Source organism: Mesorhizobium sp. GW821-FHT07A06, assembly GCF_059419085.1.
The window spans coordinates 519,596-543,108 of record NZ_JBWKRC010000002.1 but is presented as its reverse complement, the minus strand read 5'-3'; the positions used below and the strand labels follow the sequence as shown (position 1 = coordinate 543,108).

Annotated in this window: 19 protein-coding genes, 1 other RNA gene and 1 pseudogene; 17 read left to right on the top strand and 4 right to left on the bottom strand. The window is 64.1% G+C overall.

All coding sequences use genetic code 11. The annotated features are described in order from the left end of the window. Nucleotides 1-167: 167 nt before the first annotated feature. On the top strand, nt 168-1,547 hold the full coding sequence (locus AC07SZ_RS08065; protein ID WP_494913910.1) for a serine hydrolase domain-containing protein: 1,380 nt from the start codon (nt 168-170) through the stop codon (nt 1,545-1,547). Nucleotides 1,548-1,677: 130 nt separating this feature from the next. On the opposite strand, the pseudogene AC07SZ_RS08060 reads toward AC07SZ_RS08065, so the two are convergent. The 3 genes and pseudogenes from AC07SZ_RS08060 to AC07SZ_RS08050 form a co-directional block, all read right to left on the bottom strand. Next, nucleotides 1,678-2,346, bottom strand: a pseudogene (locus tag AC07SZ_RS08060) (class I SAM-dependent methyltransferase); the annotation flags it as partial. Next, complete coding sequence (locus AC07SZ_RS08055) at nt 2,343-3,641, bottom strand: BtaA family protein (protein WP_494913909.1); 1,299 nt, start codon at nt 3,639-3,641, stop codon at nt 2,343-2,345. The gene AC07SZ_RS08055 and the pseudogene AC07SZ_RS08060, both read right to left, overlap by 4 nt. 32 nt (nt 3,642-3,673) lie before the next feature. After that, complete coding sequence (locus AC07SZ_RS08050) at nt 3,674-7,615, bottom strand: hydantoinase B/oxoprolinase family protein (RefSeq protein WP_494913908.1); 3,942 nt, start codon at nt 7,613-7,615, stop codon at nt 3,674-3,676. A 177-nt stretch (nt 7,616-7,792) separates the two neighbouring features. On the opposite strand from AC07SZ_RS08050, the gene AC07SZ_RS08045 reads away from it, so the two are divergent. The 7 genes from AC07SZ_RS08045 (at nt 7,793) to AC07SZ_RS08015 (ending at nt 11,763) form a co-directional block, all read left to right on the top strand. Further along, complete coding sequence (locus tag AC07SZ_RS08045; protein ID WP_027044745.1) at nt 7,793-7,999, top strand: hypothetical protein; 207 nt, start codon at nt 7,793-7,795, stop codon at nt 7,997-7,999. Between the two features lie 158 nt (nt 8,000-8,157). Then, nucleotides 8,158-8,877, top strand: coding sequence for a J domain-containing protein (locus AC07SZ_RS08040; protein WP_056573535.1), 720 nt, complete (start codon nt 8,158-8,160; stop codon nt 8,875-8,877). Beyond that, a complete protein-coding gene (locus AC07SZ_RS08035; RefSeq protein WP_494913907.1) occupies nt 8,874-9,629 on the top strand; it encodes a peptidoglycan recognition protein family protein in 756 nt (251 codons plus the stop codon). Before AC07SZ_RS08040 ends, AC07SZ_RS08035 begins: the two co-directional genes overlap by 4 nt. A 212-nt stretch (nt 9,630-9,841) precedes the next feature. Further along, complete coding sequence (locus AC07SZ_RS08030; protein WP_056573308.1) at nt 9,842-10,549, top strand: lytic transglycosylase domain-containing protein; 708 nt, start codon at nt 9,842-9,844, stop codon at nt 10,547-10,549. Between the two features lie 77 nt (nt 10,550-10,626). Beyond that, an RNA gene (rnpB, locus tag AC07SZ_RS08025) (RNase P RNA component class A) lies at nt 10,627-11,025 on the top strand. Between the two features lie 74 nt (nt 11,026-11,099). Then, the gene (locus tag AC07SZ_RS08020) at nt 11,100-11,627 is read left to right on the top strand and encodes a ribbon-helix-helix domain-containing protein (protein WP_320412014.1); all 528 of its coding nucleotides are present in this window, start codon (nt 11,100-11,102) and stop codon (nt 11,625-11,627) included. Beyond that, nucleotides 11,509-11,763, top strand: coding sequence for a type II toxin-antitoxin system RelE/ParE family toxin (locus AC07SZ_RS08015; RefSeq protein WP_244494107.1), 255 nt, complete (start codon nt 11,509-11,511; stop codon nt 11,761-11,763). Before AC07SZ_RS08020 ends, AC07SZ_RS08015 begins: the two co-directional genes overlap by 119 nt. An 8-nt stretch (nt 11,764-11,771) precedes the next feature. On the opposite strand, the gene AC07SZ_RS08010 is transcribed toward AC07SZ_RS08015, so the two are convergent. Then, entirely contained in the window at nt 11,772-12,887 is a 1,116-nt protein-coding gene (locus tag AC07SZ_RS08010; protein WP_494913906.1) for a cystathionine gamma-lyase, read from the bottom strand. A gap of 405 nt (nt 12,888-13,292) precedes the next feature. Between AC07SZ_RS08010 and mraZ the strand changes: the two genes are divergently transcribed. The 9 genes from mraZ to ftsW are packed head-to-tail and all read left to right on the top strand — an operon-like array spanning nt 13,293 to nt 23,513. Further along, nucleotides 13,293-13,751, top strand: a complete 459-nt coding sequence (gene mraZ, locus AC07SZ_RS08005) for a division/cell wall cluster transcriptional repressor MraZ (protein ID WP_056573299.1) — start codon at nt 13,293-13,295, stop codon at nt 13,749-13,751. Continuing rightward, a complete protein-coding gene (rsmH, locus tag AC07SZ_RS08000; protein ID WP_494913905.1) occupies nt 13,748-14,782 on the top strand; it encodes a 16S rRNA (cytosine(1402)-N(4))-methyltransferase RsmH in 1,035 nt (344 codons plus the stop codon). Before mraZ ends, rsmH begins: the two co-directional genes overlap by 4 nt. Nucleotides 14,783-14,786: 4 nt before the next feature. Then, nucleotides 14,787-15,182, top strand: a complete 396-nt coding sequence (gene ftsL / locus AC07SZ_RS07995) for a cell division protein FtsL (protein WP_056573294.1) — start codon at nt 14,787-14,789, stop codon at nt 15,180-15,182. Beyond that, on the top strand, nt 15,179-16,888 hold the full coding sequence (locus tag AC07SZ_RS07990) for a peptidoglycan D,D-transpeptidase FtsI family protein (RefSeq protein WP_494913904.1): 1,710 nt from the start codon (nt 15,179-15,181) through the stop codon (nt 16,886-16,888). Before ftsL ends, AC07SZ_RS07990 begins: the two co-directional genes overlap by 4 nt. A gap of 54 nt (nt 16,889-16,942) precedes the next feature. After that, complete coding sequence (locus tag AC07SZ_RS07985; protein WP_494913903.1) at nt 16,943-18,391, top strand: UDP-N-acetylmuramoyl-L-alanyl-D-glutamate--2,6-diaminopimelate ligase; 1,449 nt, start codon at nt 16,943-16,945, stop codon at nt 18,389-18,391. After that, entirely contained in the window at nt 18,388-19,845 is a 1,458-nt protein-coding gene (locus AC07SZ_RS07980) for a UDP-N-acetylmuramoylalanyl-D-glutamyl-2,6-diaminopimelate--D-alanyl-D-alanine ligase (RefSeq protein ID WP_494913902.1), read from the top strand. Before AC07SZ_RS07985 ends, AC07SZ_RS07980 begins: the two co-directional genes overlap by 4 nt. 23 nt (nt 19,846-19,868) lie before the next feature. Then, nucleotides 19,869-20,951: a phospho-N-acetylmuramoyl-pentapeptide-transferase gene (gene mraY / locus AC07SZ_RS07975; RefSeq protein WP_056573280.1), complete on the top strand. Its 1,083-nt coding sequence runs from the start codon at nt 19,869-19,871 to the stop codon at nt 20,949-20,951. A 10-nt stretch (nt 20,952-20,961) separates the two neighbouring features. Next, nucleotides 20,962-22,362, top strand: coding sequence for a UDP-N-acetylmuramoyl-L-alanine--D-glutamate ligase (gene murD / locus AC07SZ_RS07970; RefSeq protein WP_056573275.1), 1,401 nt, complete (start codon nt 20,962-20,964; stop codon nt 22,360-22,362). Continuing rightward, nucleotides 22,362-23,513: a putative lipid II flippase FtsW gene (ftsW, locus tag AC07SZ_RS07965; protein ID WP_056573273.1), complete on the top strand. Its 1,152-nt coding sequence runs from the start codon at nt 22,362-22,364 to the stop codon at nt 23,511-23,513. Before murD ends, ftsW begins: the two co-directional genes overlap by 1 nt.

The following is a 23,513-nucleotide window of genomic DNA, read 5'->3' as shown; positions in this document are numbered from 1 at the left end:
ATGTCGTTGTCCCAAAACCGCTATGCGGTCTTGGGCGGCATGCATCCCCCGTGATCGCCGATCATGGTTGATAATCCGTTGACGGCGCTCGACAAGTATCCCGATTTGCGGAAGCAATGGCGGCAAATCGATGACATAAGGTCGGGCGAAAGCCCGGGAGGATGCGGATGCGGATCGTCGTCAAGATCGTCAGATGGGTGCTTGGCCTGATCGTGCTGGCGGTCGTCGCGCTGTTTGCCTGGCTTTACATCGCGCCACCCGAACTGATCCGCGTCGGCTCCGGCTATTCGGCCAAGATCGTCTGCTCCAACGTCTTCATAGCCGGGCGCGATCCCAATGAGGTGCTTGCCGTCGACGTGCAGGCGCCCGGACACCCGCTGCTGCGGCTGATGCGGGTCTCGGTCGACAAGAACCGGGGCACGGTCTCCGCCGGCCTGCTTGGCTTCCTCGGCAAAAGCGAGGCGGTTTCCCGCGATGGATTGGGCTGCGCCTCGATACCCGACGGCGATGTCGGCAAGGCGCGGCGCACGGCGGTCCATGGCGAAACGTCGGCTGCCAGCCAGGACACGCTGTGGCCCGAGGGCGAGCGGGTCGAGGCATCGCAGGATCCGGTGATCGGCAAGCTGCTGGACGACGCGGCGCTGACCGGTACCGGCATGCGCGCGGTGGTCGTGGTCAAGAACGGCCGCGTCGTCGCCGAACGCTATGGCAACGGTTTTTCCGCCAAGACGCCGCTGCTTGGCTGGTCGATGACCAAGACGGTGAACGCCGCCATCATCGGCACGCTGGTCAAGGACGGCAAGATGGCCGTCGACAACAAGGGCCTGTTCGCGCCGTGGAAGGCGGATGGCCGCGCCGCCATCAGCCTTGCCGACATGATGGCGATGTCGAGCGGGCTGCAGTTCAACGAGGATTATGGCGACGTCGCCGACGTCACGCGCATGCTCTATCTCGAGCCCGACATGGCGGGCTTTGCCATATCCAAGCCGTTGGTGGGCGAGGTCGGCAAGGTGTTCTCCTATTCGAGCGGCACCGCGGTGATGCTGTCGCGGCTGTGGCAGGATGCGATCGGCGACAAGGCCAAGGCGCTGACATGGCCGCGCACGGCGCTGTTCGAGCCGCTCGGCATGCACAGCGCCGTGCTCGAAACCGACGAGCAGGGCACGTTCGTCGGCTCATCCTATCTCTACGCCACGGCGCATGATTGGGCCCGCTTCGGGCAGTTCCTGCTGCAAGGCGGGGTCTGGAACGGCAACCAAATCCTGCCGGCCGGCTTCGTCGACTGGATGCGCGAGCCGGCGCCGGCCTCGAAGGTCTACGGCAAGGGCCAGTTGTGGATCGAGGCGCCGGGCGACGAGGACAGCCCCGGCGCCGGTGTCGCGGCAGGCCTGCCCAAGGATACCTACTGGATGGAAGGCCATGACGGCCAGACGGTCACCATCATTCCGTCGGAGCGATTGGTGGTGGTACGGCTCGGGCTGACCCCGGCCAAGCTTGGCTACCGGCCGCAGACGATGGTGGGCGCGCTGGTGAAGGCGCTGCATTAGCTCTCTTTACCCTCCCCTTGATGGGGAGGGTCGGCGCGCAGCGCCGGGGTGGGGTGCCTAGCGCTTCATCCCCACCCGCGCCTTCGGCGCGACCTCCTCCATCGAGGGGGGAGGCAAGGTTGCGCGGCCCGATCACCGCCAGCCAGGCATAGCCGCGATAAAGCGTGCGGAAACGGAAGGTTGCGCCGGTTCGCCGAGATTCCGATTCCAGAACCTCGCGCAGCGATTCACGTGGCGAGACGTGAAATTTCCTCAGCCAGCCGCGCAGCAGAGTCTGGAACCAGTTGGGCAGGCCTTCCTGCTGACCGAAATCGACGACATGCAGCGAGCCGTTGGGGGCCAGCGCAGCAAGGGCTGCCGACACCGTCTTTTCCCATCCCGGGATCATCGACAGCGAATAGGACACGAAGACGCGGTCGAAGCGCTCGATGCCGTAGAGGGAGCCCGCATCGAAATCGGTGGCGTCGCCCCGTGCCAGCGTGACGCGGCCGGACAGGCCTTCGCGGTCGATCGCCTTGCGGGCGGTCTCCAGCATCTCGGCCGAGATATCGAGGCCGAAAAAGCGGGCGTCGGGATAGCGACGGGCGGCGAGGATGATGTTGCGGCCGGTGCCGCAGCCGAGTTCCAGCACGGTGCCGCCCGCCGGTACATCCAGTCCATCGATCAGCCGGTCGCGGCCGAGCAGGTAGTATTTGCGGGTCAGGTCGTAGATATGGCGTTGCCAGCGATAGACGCCGTCCATCAGTTCGGCGTGGCTGGCCTTGAATTCGGGGCTGGCCGGTAGCTCCGTCGTGCTCATGCCGGGCGCTTCACATAGAGGTGGAAGCCACCATAGATGGCCGAGCGATCGCGGGCCGAGAATTCGCGCGACGCCTCGTCCTGATAGTCCCACTGATCGAGCAGAGAGGTCGAGACACGGCCCGGCAGCAGGCTGGGTTCGGCGGCTGTGCGGAAGATGACGCGGGCCCCAGCGGAGGCGGTGCGGCTGATTTCCGACCACAGCGCATTGAGCTGATCATCGGTCATCCAATCCTGCGCGTCGAGCAGGATGAAGCGGTCGACCGTGCCGGCATCCTTGCCGGCCAGGAATTCGATCAGATTGGCATGGTGGATCGCGACGCGGTCGACATTGCCGCGGATGGTGTCGTAGTTCTGCTTTTCCAGATAGGCGGGCAGGGCGGCCTCGCCGGGATTTGGATAGCGGCGTGCAAAGGCCTGCCAGGCGAAGTAATTGTTTTCCAGGGGAAAGTCGCAGGCGAGCTTTTCCAGCCGGGCCTTCAGCACGCTGGCCATGGTGCCATCGCCGGAGGTGATCAGGGAATCATACTGCGCCGGCGGAATGCCGAGGCCGAAGAGCGAAGCCTTGCGCGACGTCGCCCATTTCAGCAGCTTCTTGTCGAAGACCGGCGCCAGCTCCTCGTTGAAGAAGCGGCGCTGTTCGCCGATGTTCCTGGCTTCCATCATGCGGGCCGGGTTGACGCCGAAGAATTTGGCTGTGCGGTGGCCCATGGCGATGAACAGGCCAAGCAGGCCGGTCTGGTAGAAATTGCGGTCGAAGACACCGATGCGCCTGATGCCGCGCCAGTTGCGGCGCTCCCAGTAGTGGCGGCTCACCGGGTCGAGATGCGGCGCGATGAAACGGTCATAGGCTTGCGAATTGTGGCTGGTGTCGGCGGCGCCGAAGAAGCGGAACAGGTCGCCCTGCGAGGGCAGGCGGCGCACCGCCTCCAGCTTCATGCGGTTCAGCGCGATGTGCGCGGCGTTGAGGTCGACGGCGTCGATCCGTGCCGGCGAGCGGGTGAGATAGGCCAGGATGTTGCAGCCGCCGGAAGCGATCGTGACGATGCGGTGACCCTGGCCAAGCTGCATCGCCTCCATGTCGACATCGGGGTCTTCCCAGATCTGCGGATAGACGAGGCCGGAGAACAGAAGGGCGAACAGCCGCTCCGAGATGCCGGCTTTGGAAAGCGCGCGGTTCTGGTAGACGGCCTTTCCAACTTCCTTGCCGCGGCGAAAAACCAGATCCGAGGAGACGTCCGTCATGACAAAGTGATTCCCCATTTGCTTTGGCGCAAGCGGGTAGCGCAGGGTCATGACAGGCCGGTGACAGGCTGTTGACGTGTTCTTTACAGCTTGCCAAACCCACCCGGTGTCGGCGTCGTCAGGATAACTGCCTCACCGGCATCAAGCATGGTCTGGTCGCAGGCCTTCAGCACGTCGACCGTCCCGTCCTTGCGGCGCACCTTGGTGGAGCCGACCTCGCCATCCTCGCCACCGTCCAATCCCTGCGGCGGGCGGTTGCGGTGCGAGGACAGGATCGCGCATTCCATCTTCTCGAGGAAGCGTATGGTGCGTTTGGTGCCGTCGCCGGCATCCCACTTACCCTTGCCGCCGGAGCCCTCGCGGATGTGGAAATCCTCCAGCACCACGGGAAAGCGCAGTTCCAGCACCTCGGGATCGGTGAGGCGCGAATTGGTCATGTGGGTATGCACGCCGGAGGTGCCGGCAAAGCCTCGGCCGGAGTTCATATGACCGGCCGGCGAGCCGGAACAGATCGTCTCGTAGTACTGGTACTTCTTGTTGCCGAAGGTCAAATTGTTCATCGTTCCCTGCGCATTGGCCATGGCGCCCATGGCGCCGAACAGCGCATTGGTGACATGCTGCGAGGTCTCGACATTGCCTGCGACGACAGCGGCAGGGTAGGCGGGCTTCAGCATGCAGCCGTCGGGAATGATGATGTTGATTGGCCTGAGGCACCCGGCATTCATCGGGATCATGTCCTCGACCATGACGCGGAAGGCGTAGAGGACCGCCGCGCGGGCGACGGGCTCCGGCGCGTTGAAATTGTTCTTCATGACAGGTGATGTGCCGGTGAAGTCGACCGTCGCTTCGCGCTTTTGCCGGTCGACCGATATCTTCACCTTGATCACCTGGCCGGTATCTGTGGGATATTCATAGGCCGATGTGTCCGGCAGCCGCTCGATCACCCGCCGCACGCTTTCGGCGGCGTTGTCCTGGACATGGCCCATATAGGCCTCGACGACATCGAGGCCGAAATGCGCGACCATCTTGCGCAACTCGGCGACGCCTTTCTCGTTGGCGGCGATCTGCGCCTTGAGGTCGGCGATGTTCTGATGCGGGTTGCGGGCCGGGTAGGGGTGATCGGTCAGCAGCGTCTGCAGCTCCGTCTCGCGGAAGCGGCCGCGGTCGACGATGCGGAAATTGTCGAACAGCACGCCTTCTTCGTCCACCGTGGTGGCCAGCGGCGTCATCGAGCCAGGCGCCGTGCCGCCGATATCGGCATGATGGCCGCGCGAGGCAACGTAGAAGAGAATTTCCTCCCCCCTTGAGGGGGAGGTGGCAGCGAAGCTGCCGGAGGGGGTCGGATCGACCGGGCTCGGCGCCCTTGCGGTGCCTTCTGAGAGGACCCCACCCGGCCGCTGCGCGGCCACCCTCCCCTCAAGGGGGAGGGAAAAGACGGGCGTCACCACCGTGATGTCGGGCAGATGCGTGCCGCCATTATAAGGCGCGTTGAGGGCAAAGACGTCGCCGGGGTGGATGTCGCCGGAGTTCAGCCGGATGATGGTTTCGACCGAACGGTCCATCGAGCCGAGGTGCACCGGCATATGCGGCGCGTTGGCGACCAGCGCTCCGGTGTGGTCGAAGACGGCGCAGGAAAAATCCAGCCTTTCCTTGATGTTGACGGAGTAGGCGGTGTTCTGCAGCGTGACACCCATCTGCTCGGCGATCGACATGAACAGGTTGTTGAAGACTTCGAGCATCACCGGGTCGGCCGATGTGCCGAGGGCGGCGGCCCGCGCCTTCCTTTCGGTGCGGCGGATGACGACGTGGTTGAGGTTGGTGATTTCGGCCCGCCAGCCCGGTTCGACAACGATGGTCTGGTTGGGTTCGATGATCAGAGCGGGGCCTGGGACCAGATTGGATGGGCGCAGGTTTTCGCGACGATGGATGCCGGCTTCATGCCACCGGCCTTCGGTGTAGATGCGCCGCGTTCCAGAAGCGCCAGCTTCAATCCTCGCAGGTCCGGCAGGCGCATAGGCTTCGGCGCTGCTCTCGTCTATTTCGCTGCCCTCGACGCCGACCGTCTCGACGATCATCGGCTTGTCGTCATAGACGAAGCCGAATTGCGCCTTGTGGGCGATTTCGAAATCGCGCTTCGCCTGGAAAATCGAGTCGCTTTCGAAATTCACCGGCAGTGTCGTGTCGGTGCCGTCATAGCGGATGTGCAGCACGGGCCTGGTCGCAACCTTGTCCTCGGCGATCCCTTGGGCCGCAAGCTCGGCGATGACGGCCTTTTTCAGGATGGCGATGAGGCTGCCGATCTCCGTTCTGGATTCTTCGGCAAGCGGCTTGAGCAATGCCTGCTGGCGCGAGGCAAAGACGGACGCCAGGCCGATCCCGTAAGCCGAAAGCAGGCCGGAGAAGGGATGGATCAGCACCGCCTCCATGCCGAGCGCATCGGCGACCAGGCATGCGTGCTGGCCGCCGGCGCCGCCGAAGCAGTTCAGTAGATATTCGGTGACGTCGTAGCCGCGCTGCACGGAAATCTTCTTGATGGCGTTGGCCATGTTCTCGACGGCGATGGTGACGAAGCCTTCGGCAACCGCCTCCGGCGAGCGGCCATCGCCGATTTCGGCGGCAAGGGCCGCGAATTTCGCGCGCACCGTTCCGACGTCGAGCGGCTGGTCCTGGCCGGGACCGAAGATCGCCGGGAAGAAATCGGGCTGCAGCTTGCCGAGCATCACGTTGGCGTCGGTGACGGCCAGCGGGCCGCCGCGCCGGTAGGCGGCGGGGCCGGGATTGGCGCCCGCGGAGTCCGGTCCGGCGCGAAAACGGCCGGCCTCGTAATGCAGGATCGAACCACCGCCGGCGGCGACGGTGTGGATGCGCATCATCGGGGCGCGGACGCGCACGCCGGCGACCTCCGTGTCGAAAGCGCGTTCGTACTCGCCATCATAGTGGGCGACGTCGGTGGACGTACCGCCCATGTCGAAGCCGATGACCTTGTCGAAGCCGGCGAGCTTCGCCGTCTCGACCATGCCGACAACGCCGCCAGCCGGACCCGACAGCAGCGCGTCCTTGCCCTGGAACATGTCGGCGGCGGTGAGGCCACCCGAGGACATCATGAACATGAGATGGGGACTTTCCCTTCCCCTTGAGGGGAGGGTCGCGGCGAAGCCGCCGGGTGGGGTCGGTTCAACCGGGCTCAACGTTCTGCCTTCCGAGAGGACCCCCTCTGGCTGCTTCGCGGCTTTCCCTTCGCTATGGTTCCGGGCGTTCGTTGCTGAAAAAGCCAAATCGTTGGCTCTTTCCCGGCCTTCGGCCGATCGCCCCAACTCGAGAGGGGAGAGGACGCCGAGCTCTAGCCCGACCTTCCGCACATACCGCGACAGGATGGGCGACAGATAGGCGTCGACCACGGTGGTGTCGCCGCGGCCGACCAGCTTGATCAGCGGCGAGACCTCGTGGCTGACCGAGACCTGGCTGAAACCCAGCTTGCGGCAGACCTTTGCCACCGCCTTCTCGTGGTCGGGGTATTTCCAGGCGTGCATGAACACGATTGCGACGGCATCGATGCCGTCGGCCTTCGCCTGCTCGATCGCCGGCCGGCAAGCGGCGATGTCGAGCAGCCGTTCGACGCAGCCATCGGCCAGCACGCGTTCGTCGATCTCGATGACGCGCTCATAGAGCTGCTCGGGAAGGATGATTTCCTTGGCGAAGATATCGGGCCGCGCCTGGTAGGCGATCCTGAGCGCATCGCGAAACCCCTTGGTGATGAGCAGGAGCACGCGGTCGCCCTTGCGCTCCAGAAGCGCGTTGGTCGCGACCGTGGTGCCCATCTTGATATCGCCGATCAGGCCGGATGGGATCGTGGCGCCCGATTCAACGCCGAGCAGGTCGCGGATGCCCTGGATGGCGGCATCGGCATAGGCTTCGGGGTTTTCCGAAAGCAGTTTGCGCGGGTGCAGCCGCCCTTGCGGGTCACGGCCGATGACATCCGTGAAGGTGCCGCCGCGATCGATCCAGAAATCCCATTTCGCGGCCATGGCTGTCGTCTCCGGCATTTCGTTTCAGGTTTCGTTGTTAATGCGCCAACGCGCCGGCAGCAACGCATCCCGTTGATGTTACATGCAGAAACGCAACGTTACGAAACTCATGACCGCGTGGTGCATTGTCTGTCCGAGCGCTCACGCAATTCGGGCGTGTATTGAAGGAGAGATATTATGAAAAAGCTCATTCTAGCTTCCGTGTCCGCCCTTGCCCTGCTGGGCGTCGCAGCCTGCAGCGACAGCGGCACCGACAAGACCACCACGCAGAGCACCAATCCGCCGGCTGCCGAGCAGCCGATGAAGCCCGCGGCACCGGCTGACAATTCGACCAAGCCTGCCGAGCCGGCTCCGGCAACGCCCGCTCCTGCGCCCGCGCAGTAGTTTGTAAGCAGTAAAAGTGTCTTGGGAGGAAGGGCCGGCGTTTCGCCGGCCTTTTCTTGCTAGGGGTAGCCAGACCGACAAAGTGCCTCTCGATCACGGACCCGGACAGGCCGTTATTGGCTTGATAGCGGGGACCGGTTGGCTCTATGAAGCGGGCCATGTCGATTTGGGATCGCCTCGGCGAATTTATCACTCGGGTATCGTCTTCAGCGACGTCGGGCGTTGCCGACGTCGTCGAGGCTGTGCGCACGGTATTCTCCGGAGATGCGGATCTGCGCCGCCGCGTCGCCTTCTCGGTGGCGATGATCGCGCTATCGGCCAAGATGGCCAAGGCAGACGGCATCGTCACCCAGGACGAGGTGCGCGCCTTCCAGGAAATATTCGAGGTGCCGCCGAAGGAGACGCGCAACGTCGCAAGGCTGTTCGATCTCGCCCAGAAGGACGTGGCCGGGTTCGAAACCTATGCCGAGCGCATGGCACAGCTGTGCGGTTCCGGTCATTCCAATTGCGTCATGCTGGAAGACATACTCGACGGCCTGTTCCATATCGCCAAGGCCGATGGGCTGGTGCACGAGCGCGAAGGCATCTTCCTGCACCGTATCGCCGAGATATTCCGGATCGACGAAGCGCATTACGAATCGATCCTGGCCCGCCACGTCAATCTTGGCGCCGGCGATCCCTACGTCGTGCTCGGCATCGAGCGCGGCAAGCCGTTCGAGGAGGTCAAGAAGCGGTATCGCAAGCTGGTTTCCGACAATCACCCGGACCGGCTGATCGCGCGCGGCCTGCCGCAGGAATTCATCAAGATCGCGACGACCAGGGTCGCCGCGATCAACGCCGCCTATGAAATGATCGAGCGGGGCCTGCGACACGTATGAGCGGCTTCCTGCCTGACGAGCCGAGCGCCGAGGTCAGGGTGTCGCCGAATTTCGGGCCAAGGCGCGATATGCTGAAGCCCGACATGATCGTGCTGCACTATACCGGCATGGCGACAGGGGCCGGGGCGGAGGCATGGCTGTGCGATCCGGCGAGCGAAGTCTCGTCGCATTATCTCGTCCATGAGAACGGCCACATCGTGCAGATGGTCAGGGAAAGCGACCGCGCGTGGCACGCCGGCAAGAGCTCCTGGTTCGGGCGCACCGACATCAATTCCTGCTCGGTCGGCATCGAGATCGTCAATCCTGGACATTCGCTGGGCTATCCCGGCTTCCGCCGTCGCCAGATCAATGCGGTGATCGGCCTGTGCAAGGGGATTGCCGGGCGGCATGCGATCCCCGCCAGGCGCGTGCTGGCGCATTCCGATGTGGCACCGGGTCGCAAGATCGATCCGGGCGAGAAGTTCCCATGGACTGCTCTGTTCGAGGCCGGTGTCGGCCATCTGGTGCCGGCGGCACCCGTCAGGCGCGGAGCCGCGCTGAAGCCCGGCGACAACGGTGCCGATGTCGAGGCACTGCAGTCGATGCTGGCGCTCTATGGCTATGGTGTTGAGATATCGGGCATTTTCGACCACCAGACAAGGATTGTCGTCGAGGCCTTCCAACGGCATTTCCGACCCCGCCTGGTTGACGGGCTGGCCGACGGCTCGACGATGCGCACGCTGCAAAAATTGCTTGCTTCCATAAGCGGCTGACCCAGGGTCAAGGCGCTGCCCAAGTAATCTTCTCCCTGAATCAGGTTACAAACTGTCACTCAAAGTGACTTGCCTCGCCTTCATTGGCGCCAAATCGGGCTTCAAAGGGCAATTCGTACAGTTTGTCGGACGTCTTTCCCCCCGGATGTTCCGATACTAATCAAGCCGCGCCGTGCGAAGATCTTCGAACGGTCCAGACAGAACAGGATCACATGCAGAAATTGACCGTTGTAACGGCAGCTCTTGCTGCCGGCGTAATGACTTTTGCCTTCAGTGCGGCTGACGCCGCGCCGTTGAGCCCACGGGCCGATCAGGGGGTGGTCATTGCGACCGCCAAGGGCAAGGCCATTTCGGCCAAAAGCAGCAAGAGTGCGAAGGCAACGACGAAGCAGGCTTCCGCCAAGGTGGAAAAGGCCAGCTGGGCCAAGGCGCAGAAATCCACCCCCAAAAGGCAGACGAAGCGTGGCCGCAAGACCATCGACATGACGACGACGGCCTCGATCGGCCTCAGGAATGTCGCCGCGTCGACGGCGGCGGTAGCCAGCGGCGGCCAGTATTCAGCGATCGTTGCCCGCTATGCGGCAAGCTACGGCGTTCCGGTGTCGCTGGCGCACGCCGTCATCAAGATCGAGAGCAACTACCGGCCGAACATGGTCGGCGGCGCCGGCGAGATCGGCCTGATGCAGATCAAGCCGGCGACGGCGCGGATGATGGGCTATAACGGCTCGGCCAAAGGCCTGTTCGATCCCGACACCAACATCAAATACGGCATGAAGTACCTCGCTTTGGCACAGAATCTTGGCGGTGGCACGACCTGCGGCACGATCCTGAAATACAATGCCGGCCATGCCGCGACGCGCATGAACCCCATCTCGGCCGCCTATTGCAGCAAGGTCAAGGTTCAGATGGCGGCGCTTTGACCGCAAGTTGCGAGAGCCGGCGGACAAGCCGGCTTTTTCATTTGCGTTTTCCCGGCTGAACCCCTTTATACGCCTTGCCAGCTGGCTGGGCGGCCGCACTCGCAAACGCCGAAAGGCCGCGAGTGAGGAAAGTCCGGGCTCCATGGAGACACGGTGCCGGTTAATGGCCGGCGGGGGCGACCCCAGGGAAAGTGCCACAGAAAGCAAACCGCCACGACTTGTCGGGGTAAGGGTGAAAGGGTGGGGTAAGAGCCCACCGCGCGACTGGCAACAGGAGCGGCACGGTAAACCCCACCGGGAGCAAAACCGAATAGGGGCGGTGCGAGGGGAAACCCTCGAGGGCTGTTTCCGGCTCACCGTCCGGGTAGGTTGCGTGAGGCGCATGGCAACATGCGCCCAAGATGAATGGCCGCCACGTTCTCGTCCCGCAAGAGGCGAGGGCCATACAGAACCCGGCTTACAGGCCAGCTGGCAGTTTCGCCTCGAAAAGAATCCTTTGAGATCAGCAGGTTGCGCCCTCGGGCGCGCCTGTCGATTCAAGCCTTTTCAAATGTTTGTCCATAGGCCCGGCTCAGCCAGTCGCTTGAAGCTGGTGCGATTAATCGTACCATGGTTCGAGAACGATATCAGGAGCCCCGTCATGGGACAGGTCGACAAGCGCAGCATCACGCTTTCCCCGGAACTGGCGCAAGCGGTGGACGATGTGGTCGCCGCCGGCGAATATGCCTCGGCGAGCGAGGTCATCCGCGACGCGCTGCGGCAATGGAAGGATCGTCGCGACCTGCTCGGCTACACGGTCGAGGAATTGCGCAAACTGGTGCAGGGGGGATCGACAGCGGACCGGGTCGATTCGCGTCCATGGATGACATCAAGGCCGAGGCGCGGAGGCGCTTGCGTTCTGACGACGCAGCAGGAATCTGTTGCCCATTGTCCGGAGCGCACGCGCAGAAGAAGATCTGATTGCGATTTGGCAACATATTGCCGACGACAGCGAGACTGCAGCCGATCGACAACTCGACCGCATCGAGGCACGGTGGCAGCAACTGGCCACCTATCCCTTCCCAGGCGCGCCACGTGAGGATATCGCGCCAGGCATCCGTCACCTGGTCCTCGGTGACTATCTTATTCTTTATCGGGTCCGCGGTGACGCGATCGAAATCGTCCGCGTGCTGCACGGCCATCGCAACATCGAGGCTGACGACCTCGGTGCGTGACTGGTTCGTCAGCGGCTGATCCTGTCCAGCGACGTCTCGATGGCCTTCCAAAGCTCTTCCCCCGGCTCACAGCCGACCGAAAGGCGGACGAAGCCCGGCGGCACCGCATCGCCTCGCTTCAAACGCCGCTCGGCTGAGGTGTGGACGCCGCCGAAGGAGGTCGCGGCCTCTATCAGCGGGCAATTGTTGATGAAATCCTCGGCCTTCTCCTCCGAGGCGAGTTCGAAGGAAATGAGGAAGCCGAAGCGCTCCATCTGGGCGCGGGCAAGGTTGTGCGAGGGGTCGCCGTTCAAACCGGGAAAACGCAGGCCACGCACCGCGCGGTGTTCCTTCAGCCGTTGCGCGATCGTTTCGGCCGAAGAACACATGCGGTCGAAGCGCACCTCGAGTGTTTCGAGGCCGCGATGCACCAGCCACGCTTCGAACGGTCCGGGAATGCCGCCGGCCATTGCGCGCCAGTCCGTCACCTTGGTGACGATGTCGGCGTTCCGGCTGGCGACGTGGCCGAACAGCACGTCCGAGTGCCCGTTGACCGCCTTGGTGTCGGCGGAGACGACGATATCGGCGCCGAAGTCGAGCGGGCGCTGGCCGAACGGCGTCATCGTCGTGTTGTCGACGACAAGAACCCCGTTTTGTTCGTGGACAGCCTTGGCGATGGCCGAGATGTCGCAAATGTCCAGCCGCGGATTGGACGGGGTTTCCACGAAGACAAGCGAATAGCCTGCGAAGCCGCCATCAAGGAAGGTCGGCGTCGGCCTGGTGTCGCAAACCATGCCGAGCGGCGTCAGGAAGCGTTCGGCCATCGCACGCGTGGCGTGATAGCCGTCCGCCGGCAGGAGCACGCGATCGCCCGATTTCAGGAGCGCGAAAAACACCGACGAAATTGCCGCCATTCCGGAGGGAAAACTCACGCATTGCGCATCTTCCAGATGGCCGAGCACATGTTCCACGGCACGCCAGGTCGGATTGTCGTAACGGCCATATTGATCGATGCCGGTCTCGACGCCCGGCGTGTGAAAGATCGAAGCCATGGTCAGCGGCAAGGGGATCGGGTCGCCGTCGGCGAAATCGCGGCTGCGCAAATGGGACAGTTCGGCGGCGCGTGACTTTGCCGTCTCGGACATGGCTTGATCCTTGTTTTGGGCGGAAGACGTCGCTCGACGCTATGCGGGCGGGTGATCCGCGGCAAGCCCAGGTCTTTTGGGCCAGAGGGCTCTAAACGCTTCGTTAGGCTTAATAGACCATAAAGACGAGACGTGCCGTCAAGGCTGCTCGGATTGGTCGCGATGCGCGTGTTTGTGAAGCCTATTCCCGTTGACGCCCATAGTACCCCATGATATCCCATTCAGACATCAAAGCCTTCGTTCCGCGTCAGTGTAAAGCGTACGCCAATCGGGCAGCCGCGGCGGCTGCGCTTTTGCCGATTTTTGCCTGTGTGGACGCGGCTGATGCGGGGCAGGGAACGCGCTGCGGCGGCGCGTGCGAGACAATGAAGAGGGGTGCGGCGGCGCAAGCGGCTGTAGCGTTTAATGGACCGGTTTCTGTCGAACACGGTGAGCAGGATCGATGCGAAGGGGCGGGTGTCCGTTCCGGCGCATTTCCGCGCCGTCGTGCAGAAACGCGGCTATTCGGAACTCTACGCACTGCGCTGCCTCGACCTGCCGGCGATGGATGTCGGCGGGCTCGACCTGCTCGACCGCTACGAGCAGCGCATCGCGCAGGAAGATCCGTTCCTGCAGACGGCGGACGACATGTCCTTCTTCTGTCATGGCGACGGGACCTTCCTGAAACTCGATCAGGACGGCCGCATCACGATGACCGATTTCATCCGCGAGCACACCGGCATTTCGGCGGAGGTGGCCTTTGTCGGGCGCGGCAATTTCTTTCAGATCTGGGAGCCGGGGCGGCTTGCTGCCTATGGGGCGCAGGCACGGGCCCGGCTTTTGCAGCTTCGGCAGGGGACGAAGCCTGGGGAGCGACCGGAATGACGGTGGGCCACGGCGATGACCTTCCTCACGCTGTAGGTGGGCACGCCGTTGGCGGACCGGTCCGCCACATTCCGGTCCTCCTTGGCGAAGTGCTCGAGGCACTGGCGCCGGCGGCGGGCGACATCATCATCGACGGCACGTTCGGCGCCGGCGGCTACACAAAAGCCATTCTGGCGACCGGGGCGTCCGTCGTGGCGATCGACCGCGATCCCGACGCCATCGCGGCCGGACGCGATCTCGAGGCGCAATCGGGCGGCAGGCTGCGGCTGGTGCAGGCGCCGTTCTCGACGCTGGACGAACATGTCGAAAGTGTCGACGGCATCGTGCTCGACATTGGCGTGTCGTCCATGCAGCTCGACCAGGCCGGGCGCGGCTTTTCCTTCCGCACCGACGGGCCGCTCGACATGCGCATGGCGCAGGCGGGCCTCAGCGCCGCCGACGTCGTCAACAGCTTCAAGCCGGGCGACCTTGCCCGCATCTTCGGCTTCCTCGGCGAGGAGCGTCACGCCGGCCGCATCGCCCGCATGATCGAGGCGCGCCGTGAGAAGCGGCCATTCGAGCGCACGCTGGAACTGGCGGACGCCATCGAGACGCATATCGGCCGCGCGCCGAAGGACAAGATCCATCCTGCCACCCGAGTGTTCCAGGCGCTGCGCATCTACGTCAATGACGAACTTGGCGAATTGGCCAAGGCCCTGTTCGCGGCCGAACGCGCATTGAAGCCGGGCGGGCGCCTGGTGGTGGTGACGTTCCATTCGCTGGAAGACCGCATCGTCAAGCGTTTCATCGCCGACCGGGCCGACGTCGCCACCGGCTCGCGTCATTTGCCCGAGGCGCAGGCGCGCACCGCGACCTTCCGCAAGGCCGGCGGCGGCGTGACGCCAGGTGATGCCGAGACAGCGGCCAATCCGCGTGCCCGTTCGGCCAGGTTGCGCGCGGCGATCCGCACCGAGGCACCGGCGCGTGCCGGCGATTTTTCGATTTTCGGCCTTCCAAAACTTCCCGGCATCAACCTGCCGGGGGAGAGGTAAGCACGTGTTCCGTACCAGCGACATTGTCCTGATCGCCGTCATGGTTTCGGCGGCGGCCCTGACCTACAAGACCAAGCGCGAGGCCGAGGATCAGTTGGCGGCGGTGCAGAAAATCCATACCCAGATCCGCTATGAGGAGGAGACGATCGACCTGCTCAAGGCCGACTGGAGCCTGCTCACCCAGCCGTCGCGGCTGCAGAAGCTGACCGAACTCTACAAGTCGCAGCTCGCGCTCGAGCCGGTCAGCGCACGCCAGATCGTGGGCCTGGGCGATCTTCCGGCAAAGGCCCTGGATATCCAGGACATCCTGAACGGACGTCAAGGCGCCATGGCCGACAATTCCGACAAGGCGCCCTCGGGCGACAAGGACCCCGTCGTCACCGGAGGCATCGCCCAATGATCGGCAAACTGCTGAGGCGTCGCGCCAGGACGGGTGAGGACGGATCGATCGTCGTCGAGGGCGCCCGCAAGGCGACAGGCGGCAAGGGCAAGGCGCGCATCGTGATGACGATGGCGGTGTTCTTCGGCATCTTCTCGACCATTTCAGGCCGGCTTGTCTATCTCGGCTTCCAGACGCCAGATCTGTCGGGAGGACCGCAGAGCCGGGTCACCGCCTCGCGGCCCGACATTGTCGATCGCAACGGCGAAGTGCTGGCGACCGACATCAAGACAGCGTCGCTGTTCGCGGAGCCGCGCCGCATCGTCGATGCCGACGAGGCGATCGAGAAACTGTCGACCGTGCTGCCCGAGATCGATTACGAGCAGACCTACCACAAGCTCAAGAGCGGCGCCGGATTCGTCTGGCTGCAGCGGCAGCTGACGCCCAAGCAGCAGGCCGATATCATGCAGCTCGGCATTCCCGGTTTCGGCTTTCGCACGGAGAAGCGCCGTTTCTATCCGAGCGGCGAGACCTCGTCCTACATTGTCGGCCTGACCAACATCGACAACCAGGGCATCTCCGGCATGGAGAAATATATCGACGAGCAGGGGCTGAGCGACCTGCAGGCGTCGGGCCTGGCGGTGGCCAAGGATCTCAAGCCGGTGAAGCTTTCCATCGATCTGCGCGTCCAGCACGTGGTGCGCGACGAGATCGCCGCTGGCCTGGAGCGCTACCGCGCCCTGGGCGCCGGCGCCGTCGTGCTCAACGTCAAGACCGGCGAAGTGGTGGCCATGGCCTCGGTGCCGGATTTTGATCCGAACAATCCTTACAATGCACAGGAGAAGGACCGGCTGAACCGGATGTCGGCCGGCCTCTACGAGATGGGTTCGACCTTCAAGAGCTTCACCTCGGCGATGGCGCTCGATTCCGGCAAGGCGACGATGAATAGCCGTTTCGATGCCTCGCATCCGATCCGGGTCGGCCATCAGGCCATTCACGATTTCCACGGCAAGAACCGTGTGCTGTCGTTGCCGGAAGTGTTCCTCTATTCGTCCAACATCGGGTCGGCCAGGGAGGCCGAATTGGTCGGCATCGAGGGGCACCGGGAATTCCTGCATCGCCTTGGCATTCTGGAGAGGATGCAGACCGAACTGCCGGAAGTCGCCCGCCCGACTGAGCCGAAGGTCTGGAAACAGGTCAATTCGTTCACGATCGCCTTCGGCCACGGCGTATCGACGACGCCCCTGCAGGCTGCCGTCGGCTGCGCGGCGCTGATGAATGGCGGCTTCCTGATGAACCCGACCTTCCTGGTGCGTACGCAGGCGGAAGCGATGGCCACCGCCAAGAGGGTCGTGAGCGAAAAGACGGTCGAGGGCATGCGCTACCTCTATTCGCTCAACGCCGAGAAGGGCTCGGCCAGAAACGCCAGGGTCCCCGGCTACCGCGTTGGCGGCAAGACCGGAACGGCCGAGAAGGTCATCAACGGCCGCTACTCGAAGGACTTGAATTTCAATACGTTCGTCGCCGCCTTCCCGATGGACGACCCGCAATACCTCGTCTTCACGATTGCCGACGCCCCGCACCCTGAAAAGCCTGGCATGACGGACGTCGCGGCCGCGAATGCAGGGGTAATGGCCGGCAATATCATCAGGCGTTCCGCGGCCATGCTTGGCGTGAAACCAGATTTCAGCCATGAAAATGGTGCAACGTTGGTTTCCTATGAGTGATTCTTGGGGCGCGCCGGCGACTGCGCGCTATTTTATTGCGGTGAACGGAACTCGATGAAGCTCAGAGATCTAGCCGGTGTCCTGCCAGTCGAAGGAACAGCTTCCGCCGATCTGGAGGTTACCGGGATTTCGTCCGATTCCCGGCAGGTAAAGCCCGGCGTCGTCTTTTTTGCGCTCGCCGGTACCAAGGCGGACGGCGCGGCCTACGCTGCCGACGCGGCCAGGCGCGGCGCGCTTGCGATCGTGACGAGCAAAGGCGTTGCCGGACTGCCGGTTCCGGTGCTAGCGGTCGATGATCCGCGCCTGGCGCTGGCGCTGAGTGCTTCCCGCTATTTCGGCAGGCAGCCGCAAACCATGGTGGCGGTGACCGGCACCAGCGGCAAGACCTCGGTCGCCGCCTTCACCAGGCAGATCTGGGAGCAGGCGGGCTATGCCGCGGCCTCGATCGGCACCACCGGCGTGGTGGCGCCGGGCCGCAACGAATATGGCTCGCTGACCACGCCCGATCCGGTCGCCTTGCACCAGTTGCTCAGGGAATTGGCCGATGCCGGCGTCACCCACGCTTCGATGGAGGCTTCCAGCCACGGCCTCGACCAGCGCCGGCTTGACGGGGTGAAGCTGGCGGCTGGCGGCTTCACCAATCTCGGCCGCGACCATATGGATTACCATCCGACGGTCGAGGATTATCACCGCGCCAAGCTGCGCCTGTTCGACACGCTGCTGCCGAAAGGCGCGCCGGCGGTCATCTTCGCCGACGATCCGTGGTCGGCGCCGACCATCCAGGCTGCGCGAGCCGCCGGGCTCGACGTGCTGACGGTTGGCCGCCATGGCGATTTCCTCACGCTGAAGCGCGTCGAGCACGAACGTCATCGCCAGCGCGCTGAAGTGGAGGCCGAGGGCGTGCTTTACGAAATCGACCTGCCGCTGGCCGGCGATTTCCAGATTTCGAATGCGCTGGTTTCGGCGGGGCTTGCCATTTCCACGGGAATACCTGTCGCCAAAGCCTTGATGTCCCTGGAGAAATTGAAGGGCGCGCCGGGCCGGCTCGATCTCGTCGGGACCACCGCCAGTGGCGCGCCGGTCTATGTCGACTATGCCCACAAGCCCGATGCGCTGGAAAATGTGCTGGCCTCGGTGCGGCCGTTCACGACGGGCCGCGTCATGGTCGTGTTCGGCTGCGGCGGCGACCGCGACCGGGGAAAAAGGCCGATCATGGGCGAGATCGCGACCCGGCTCGCCGATGTCGTCATCGTCACCGACGACAATCCGCGCTCCGAAGTGCCCGAAACGATCCGCGCCGCCATCATGGCCGCCGCACCAGGCGCCATCGAGATCGGCGACCGGCGCAAGGCGATCCACGAGGCCGTCGGCATGCTTGATGCCGGCGACACGCTGATCGTGGCCGGCAAGGGCCATGAGGAAGGCCAGACGATCGGCTCCGAAACCCTGCATTTTTCAGATCATGAGGAAGTCCGCGCCGCTTTGCGGGAGCGTGCCGCATGAGTTTGCTGTGGACCTCCGAAGCGCTGGTTGCCGCCATGGACGGGCGGCCGCTCGGGCCCATGCCCGAAGGCATATCGGGCATTTCGATCGATAGCCGCAGCCTGCAGCCGGGTGACGCCTTCTTCGCCATCAAGGGCGAGGCCATGGACGGTCACGACTTCGCCACCGCGGCCATCAAGGCCGGCGCCGGCGTGCTGGTGGTGGCGGAAGGCAAGCTGCCGTCGCTCGGCCGGCTGACGGCGCCGATCATCGTCGTCGAGGACGTGCTGGTCGCACTGGAAAAGCTCGGCGTCGCATCGCGGAGCCGCTCGCAAGCCAAGATCATCGCCGTCACCGGTTCGGCCGGCAAGACCACCACCAAGGAAGCGCTGCGCCATGTGCTTTCGGCGGTCGGCAAGGTGCACGCCTCGGCGCAGTCCTTCAACAACCATTGGGGCGTGCCGCTGACCCTGGCACGCATGCCCGCCGATTGCGACTATGCCGTGTTCGAGATCGGCATGAACCACCCTGACGAGATCCGGCCGCTGGTGAAGATGGTGCGGCCGCATGTCGCCATCGTCACCATGATCGCGGCCGCCCATCTCGGCTTCTTCCGCAATCTGGACGAGATCGCCAAGGCCAAGGCCGAGATTTTCGAAGGGCTGGAGCCCGAGGGTGCCGCGGTTCTCAACCGCGACGATGCGCGCTTCAAGCTTCTCGACAAGATGGCGCATGCCGCCGGCGTCGAGCATGTCTACGGCTTTGGCGAAAATGCGCGCTCGACCTTCAAGCTCACCAAGTGCGAGTTGCATGCCGACCATTCCGACATCGCGGCCAGGATCAATGGCCATGACATGATCGCCCGTATCGGTGCACCCGGCCGGCACATGGTGCAGAACGTGCTGGCGGTACTGGGCGCGGCGCAGCTGGTCGGCGCCGACCTCGACAAGGTAGCACTGGCCCTTGTCGATCTCTCGGCCGAGCGCGGCCGCGGAAAACGCCATGTGCTGCGCCACCCCGGTGGCTCGGCTTCGGGTCACCCCGGTGGCTCGATCACGCTGATCGACGAGAGCTATAACGCCAATCCGGCCTCGATGGCGGCGGCCATGGCACTGCTCAACGCAACGCCGGTGACGGGCGAGGGCCGCCGCATCGCCGTGCTCGGCGACATGCTCGAACTCGGCGAACATTCGGCCAAGCTGCATGCCGCACTGGCCGATCTCATCGTCGGCACCGGCACCCAGACCGTCTTTCTCGGCGGGCCGGAAATGCGGGCGCTGGCGGAAGCGCTGCCAAGCGACATCAGGACAGAATACCGCGCCGGCGTCGAGGAACTGAAGCCGGTGCTGCTTGCCGCACTGAGGCCGGGCGACGTGGTGATGATCAAATCGTCGAAGGGCATCGGTTTTGCAAAACTGGTCGATGCGCTGCTGGGGAAGTTCCCGGCTGAAACGACAACCAGCAAACTGACCTAGGTCAAGTCGGGGGACGAAAGCGCATGTTTACACTGCTGGTTGATTTCGCGGACAGGGTCTCCGTCTTCAACGTCTTCCGCTACATCACCTTCCGCACCGGCGGGGCGCTGATCACGTCGGCGCTGATCGTCTTCATCTTTGGGCCGACCATCATCAATTCGCTGAGGCTGCGCCAGGGCAAGGGCCAGCCGATCCGCGCCGATGGACCGCAAACGCATTTCAAGAAAGCCGGCACGCCGACCATGGGCGGCCTGATGATCCTGTCGGGCATCATCGGCTCATCGCTTTTATGGGCGAACCTGTCGAGCATCTATGTCTGGGTGGTGCTTCTGGTGACGCTGGGTTTCGGTTCGATCGGCTTCTATGACGATTATCTGAAGGTGACGAAGCAGTCGCATCTCGGCTTCTCCGGCAAGGCACGGCTGGCGCTCGAATTCGTCATTGCCGGCATCGCCGCCTGGGCAATCATGCATAACGGCCAGGCGCCGTTCTCGTCGTCGCTGACATTCCCCTTCGCCAAGGAATTCATCATCAACCTCGGCTGGTTCTTCATTCCGTTCTCCTGCTTCGTCATCGTCGGCGCGGGCAATGCGGTGAACCTGACCGATGGCCTCGACGGTCTGGCGATCGTGCCTATCATGATCGCGGCGGCCTCCTTCGGCGTCATCGCCTATCTCTCGGGCAATGCGGTGTTCGCTGAATATCTGCAGATCCATTTTGTTCCCGGCACCGGTGAACTGGCGGTCGTGCTGGGCGCTGTCATCGGCGCCGGCCTCGGCTTCCTCTGGTTCAACGCGCCGCCGGCGGCGATCTTCATGGGCGACACCGGTTCGCTGGCCATGGGCGGCCTGATCGGCACGGTGGCGGTCGCCACCAAGCACGAGATCGTGCTGGTCATCGTCGGCGGATTGTTTGTCGTGGAAATCCTGTCGGTCATCATCCAGGTCGGCTACTTCAAGATGACCGGCAAGCGGGTGTTCCTGATGGCGCCGATCCACCATCATTTCGAAAAGCTCGGCTGGACCGAAAGCCAGGTGGTGATCCGGTTCTGGATCATCGCCGTGATCCTGGCGCTGGTCGGCCTGTCGACCCTGAAGCTCAGATAGGAGCCCCCCGTTGATCCCCGCCGCATCCTTCGCAGGCAAGCAGGTTTCGCTCTTCGGGCTCGGCGGTTCGGGGATCGCGACGGCGCGCGCGCTGATCGAGGGCGGCGCGCAGGTGCTGGCCTGGGACGATAATCCCGACAGCGTCGCCAAGGCGGCGGCCACCGGCATCGCCACAGCCGACCTGCGCGGCGCCGACTGGGCGAAATTCTCGGCCTTCGTGCTGTCGCCGGGCGTGCCGCTGACCCATCCCAAGCCGCACTGGACGGTGGAATTGGCGCGTGGCGCCGGCGTCGAGGTGATCGGTGATATCGAACTGTTCTGCCGGGAGCGGACGCTCAGCGCGCCAACGGCGCCCTTCATCGCCATCACCGGCACCAACGGCAAGTCGACCACGACCGCGCTGACAGCGCATATCCTGACGGCTTCCGGCCGCGATACCCAGATGGGCGGCAATATCGGCCGCGCGGTGATGACGCTCGATCCGCCGAAGCCCGATCGGCACTATGTCGTCGAATGCTCATCCTACCAGATCGACCTTGCGCCCTCGATCAACCCGACCGCAGGCATCCTGCTCAACCTGACGCCGGACCATCTCGATCGCCACGGCACCATGCAGCACTACGCCTCGATCAAGGAGCGGCTGGTGGCCGGCAGCGAGACGGCGATCATCGGCATCGACGATTCCTGGTGCGCACAGATCGCCGAGCGGCTGGAGCGGGCAGGGCGGCAGGTCATCCGCATTTCCAAGCGGTTGCCGCTGACCGACGGCTATTTCGCCGACGGCACCAATCTGATGGAAGCCGTGCACGGCCGCTATAGCCGCGTCGCCTTCCTCGAAGGCATAGGCTCGCTGCGCGGCCAGCATAATGCGCAGAACGCGCTGGCCGCCGTCGCAGCTTGCCTGAAAGTCGGGCTGGACCTCGGCGAGATCCAGTCGGGGCTCGAAAGCTTCCCGGGTCTCGCCCACCGCATGGAGCAGGTCGGCCGCAAGGACCATGTGCTGTTCGTCAACGACTCCAAGGCAACCAACGCCGACGCGGCGGCACCCGCCCTGTCGAGCTTTCCCCGTATCTACTGGATCGCGGGCGGCCTGCCCAAGGAAGGCGGCATCGAGCCGCTGCGCGGCTTCTTCCCGCGCATCGCCAAGGCCTATCTGATCGGCGAGGCGGCGCCCGCCTTTTCGGCGACACTGGGCGAGGCCGTGCCCTACGAGATTTCAGGCACGCTGGCCGCCGCGGTCGCGCATGCCGCGCATGATGCGGCCAGCGACGACAGCGGCGAGGTGGTGGTGCTGCTGTCCCCGGCCTGCGCGAGTTTCGACCAGTTCAAGAATTTCGAAGTTCGCGGCGAAGCCTTCAGGCAAGCTGCGAGCGCTATAGATGGCGTCAAACCCATCGGAGGGGCACGATAATGCAGAGCCGTCTCGATAAAAGTCCCGTCGCGACCTGGTGGTGGACGATCGATCGCTGGTTCCTGGCGGCGTTCCTGTCGCTGATGGGGCTCGGCATCGTCTTGTCCTTCGCCGCCAGCCCGGCGGTGGCCGAACGTATCGGCCTCGACAGTTTCCACTTCGCCACCAGGCAGATCATCTTCACCGTGCCGGCGCTCGGTGTGATGCTGGCCGTCTCCTTCCTCGATTCCAGGGAGATCCGGCGCATGTCGCTGATCATGCTGTGCCTGATGCTGGTGCTGATGGTGGCGGTGCTCTATGTCGGCGTCGAGGTGAAGGGGGCGCGGCGCTGGGTCTCGCTCGCCGGCCTGTCGATCCAGCCGTCGGAATTCCTGAAGCCGGCCTTCGTCATCATGTGCGCCTGGCTGTTCGCCGAGCACAAGCGCCAGCCCGACATTCCGGGCAATCTGTTCGCCATGCTGCTCCTGGTGCTGGTCGTGTCGCTGCTGGTGGCGCAGCCCGACCTGGGCCAGACCATGCTGACGACCGGCACCTGGGGCATCATGTTCTTCATGGCGGGGCTGCCCTGGCTGTGGATCATCGTGCTGGGTGCCGCCGGCGTCGGCGGTGTCTTCGCCGCCTACACGGTGTTTCCGCACGTCGCCTTGCGCATCGACAAGTTCCTCACCGGCGAAGGCGACACGTTCCAGGTCGACATGGGACGCGACGCGCTGATCAATGGCGGCTGGTTCGGCGTCGGGCCGGGCGAGGGTACGGTCAAGCGGGTCATCCCCGACAGCCATGCCGACTTCGTCTTCTCGGTCGCGGGCGAGGAATTCGGGCTGATCATGTGCTTCTTCATCATGTCGATCTTTGCCTTCATCGTGCTGCGCGGCCTCAACACAGCGCTCAAGGAACATGACGATTTCACCCGCTATGCGGTCGGCGGCCTCGTCACCGTGTTCGGCCTGCAGGCCGTCATCAACATGTGCGTCAACCTGCAGCTGGTTCCGGCCAAGGGCATGACGCTGCCCTTCATCTCCTATGGCGGCTCCTCGCAGATCGCCATCGCCATCTCGATGGGTATGGTGCTGGCGCTGACGCGCAAGCGGCCGGAAAAGCGCAAGCAGATGGGCTTTACGCTGCCGCAACGCGCCCTGCCGGCGGAGTGA

Bases quoted from the DNA above. Each gene is read 5' to 3' on its own strand.
- AC07SZ_RS08035 (WP_494913907.1), top strand. From the start codon at position 8,874: ATGAGCGGCTTCCTGCCTGACGAGCCGAGCGCCGAGGTCAGGGTGTCG.
- AC07SZ_RS08065 (WP_494913910.1), top strand. From the start codon at position 168: ATGCGGATCGTCGTCAAGATCGTCAGATGGGTGCTTGGCCTGATCGTG.
- AC07SZ_RS08055 (WP_494913909.1), bottom strand. From the start codon at position 3,641: ATGACCCTGCGCTACCCGCTTGCGCCAAAGCAAATGGGGAATCACTTT.
- AC07SZ_RS08050 (WP_494913908.1), bottom strand. From the start codon at position 7,615: ATGGCCGCGAAATGGGATTTCTGGATCGATCGCGGCGGCACCTTCACG.
- mraY (WP_056573280.1), top strand. From the start codon at position 19,869: ATGTTTACACTGCTGGTTGATTTCGCGGACAGGGTCTCCGTCTTCAAC.
- AC07SZ_RS08030 (WP_056573308.1), top strand. From the start codon at position 9,842: ATGCAGAAATTGACCGTTGTAACGGCAGCTCTTGCTGCCGGCGTAATG.
- ftsW (WP_056573273.1), top strand. From the start codon at position 22,362: ATGCAGAGCCGTCTCGATAAAAGTCCCGTCGCGACCTGGTGGTGGACG.
- AC07SZ_RS08040 (WP_056573535.1), top strand. From the start codon at position 8,158: ATGTCGATTTGGGATCGCCTCGGCGAATTTATCACTCGGGTATCGTCT.
- AC07SZ_RS07990 (WP_494913904.1), top strand. From the start codon at position 15,179: ATGATCGGCAAACTGCTGAGGCGTCGCGCCAGGACGGGTGAGGACGGA.
- AC07SZ_RS08010 (WP_494913906.1), bottom strand. From the start codon at position 12,887: ATGTCCGAGACGGCAAAGTCACGCGCCGCCGAACTGTCCCATTTGCGC.
- mraZ (WP_056573299.1), top strand. From the start codon at position 13,293: ATGGACCGGTTTCTGTCGAACACGGTGAGCAGGATCGATGCGAAGGGG.
- AC07SZ_RS07980 (WP_494913902.1), top strand. From the start codon at position 18,388: ATGAGTTTGCTGTGGACCTCCGAAGCGCTGGTTGCCGCCATGGACGGG.
- AC07SZ_RS07985 (WP_494913903.1), top strand. From the start codon at position 16,943: ATGAAGCTCAGAGATCTAGCCGGTGTCCTGCCAGTCGAAGGAACAGCT.
- AC07SZ_RS08020 (WP_320412014.1), top strand. From the start codon at position 11,100: ATGTTTGTCCATAGGCCCGGCTCAGCCAGTCGCTTGAAGCTGGTGCGA.
- AC07SZ_RS08045 (WP_027044745.1), top strand. From the start codon at position 7,793: ATGAAAAAGCTCATTCTAGCTTCCGTGTCCGCCCTTGCCCTGCTGGGC.
- rsmH (WP_494913905.1), top strand. From the start codon at position 13,748: ATGACGGTGGGCCACGGCGATGACCTTCCTCACGCTGTAGGTGGGCAC.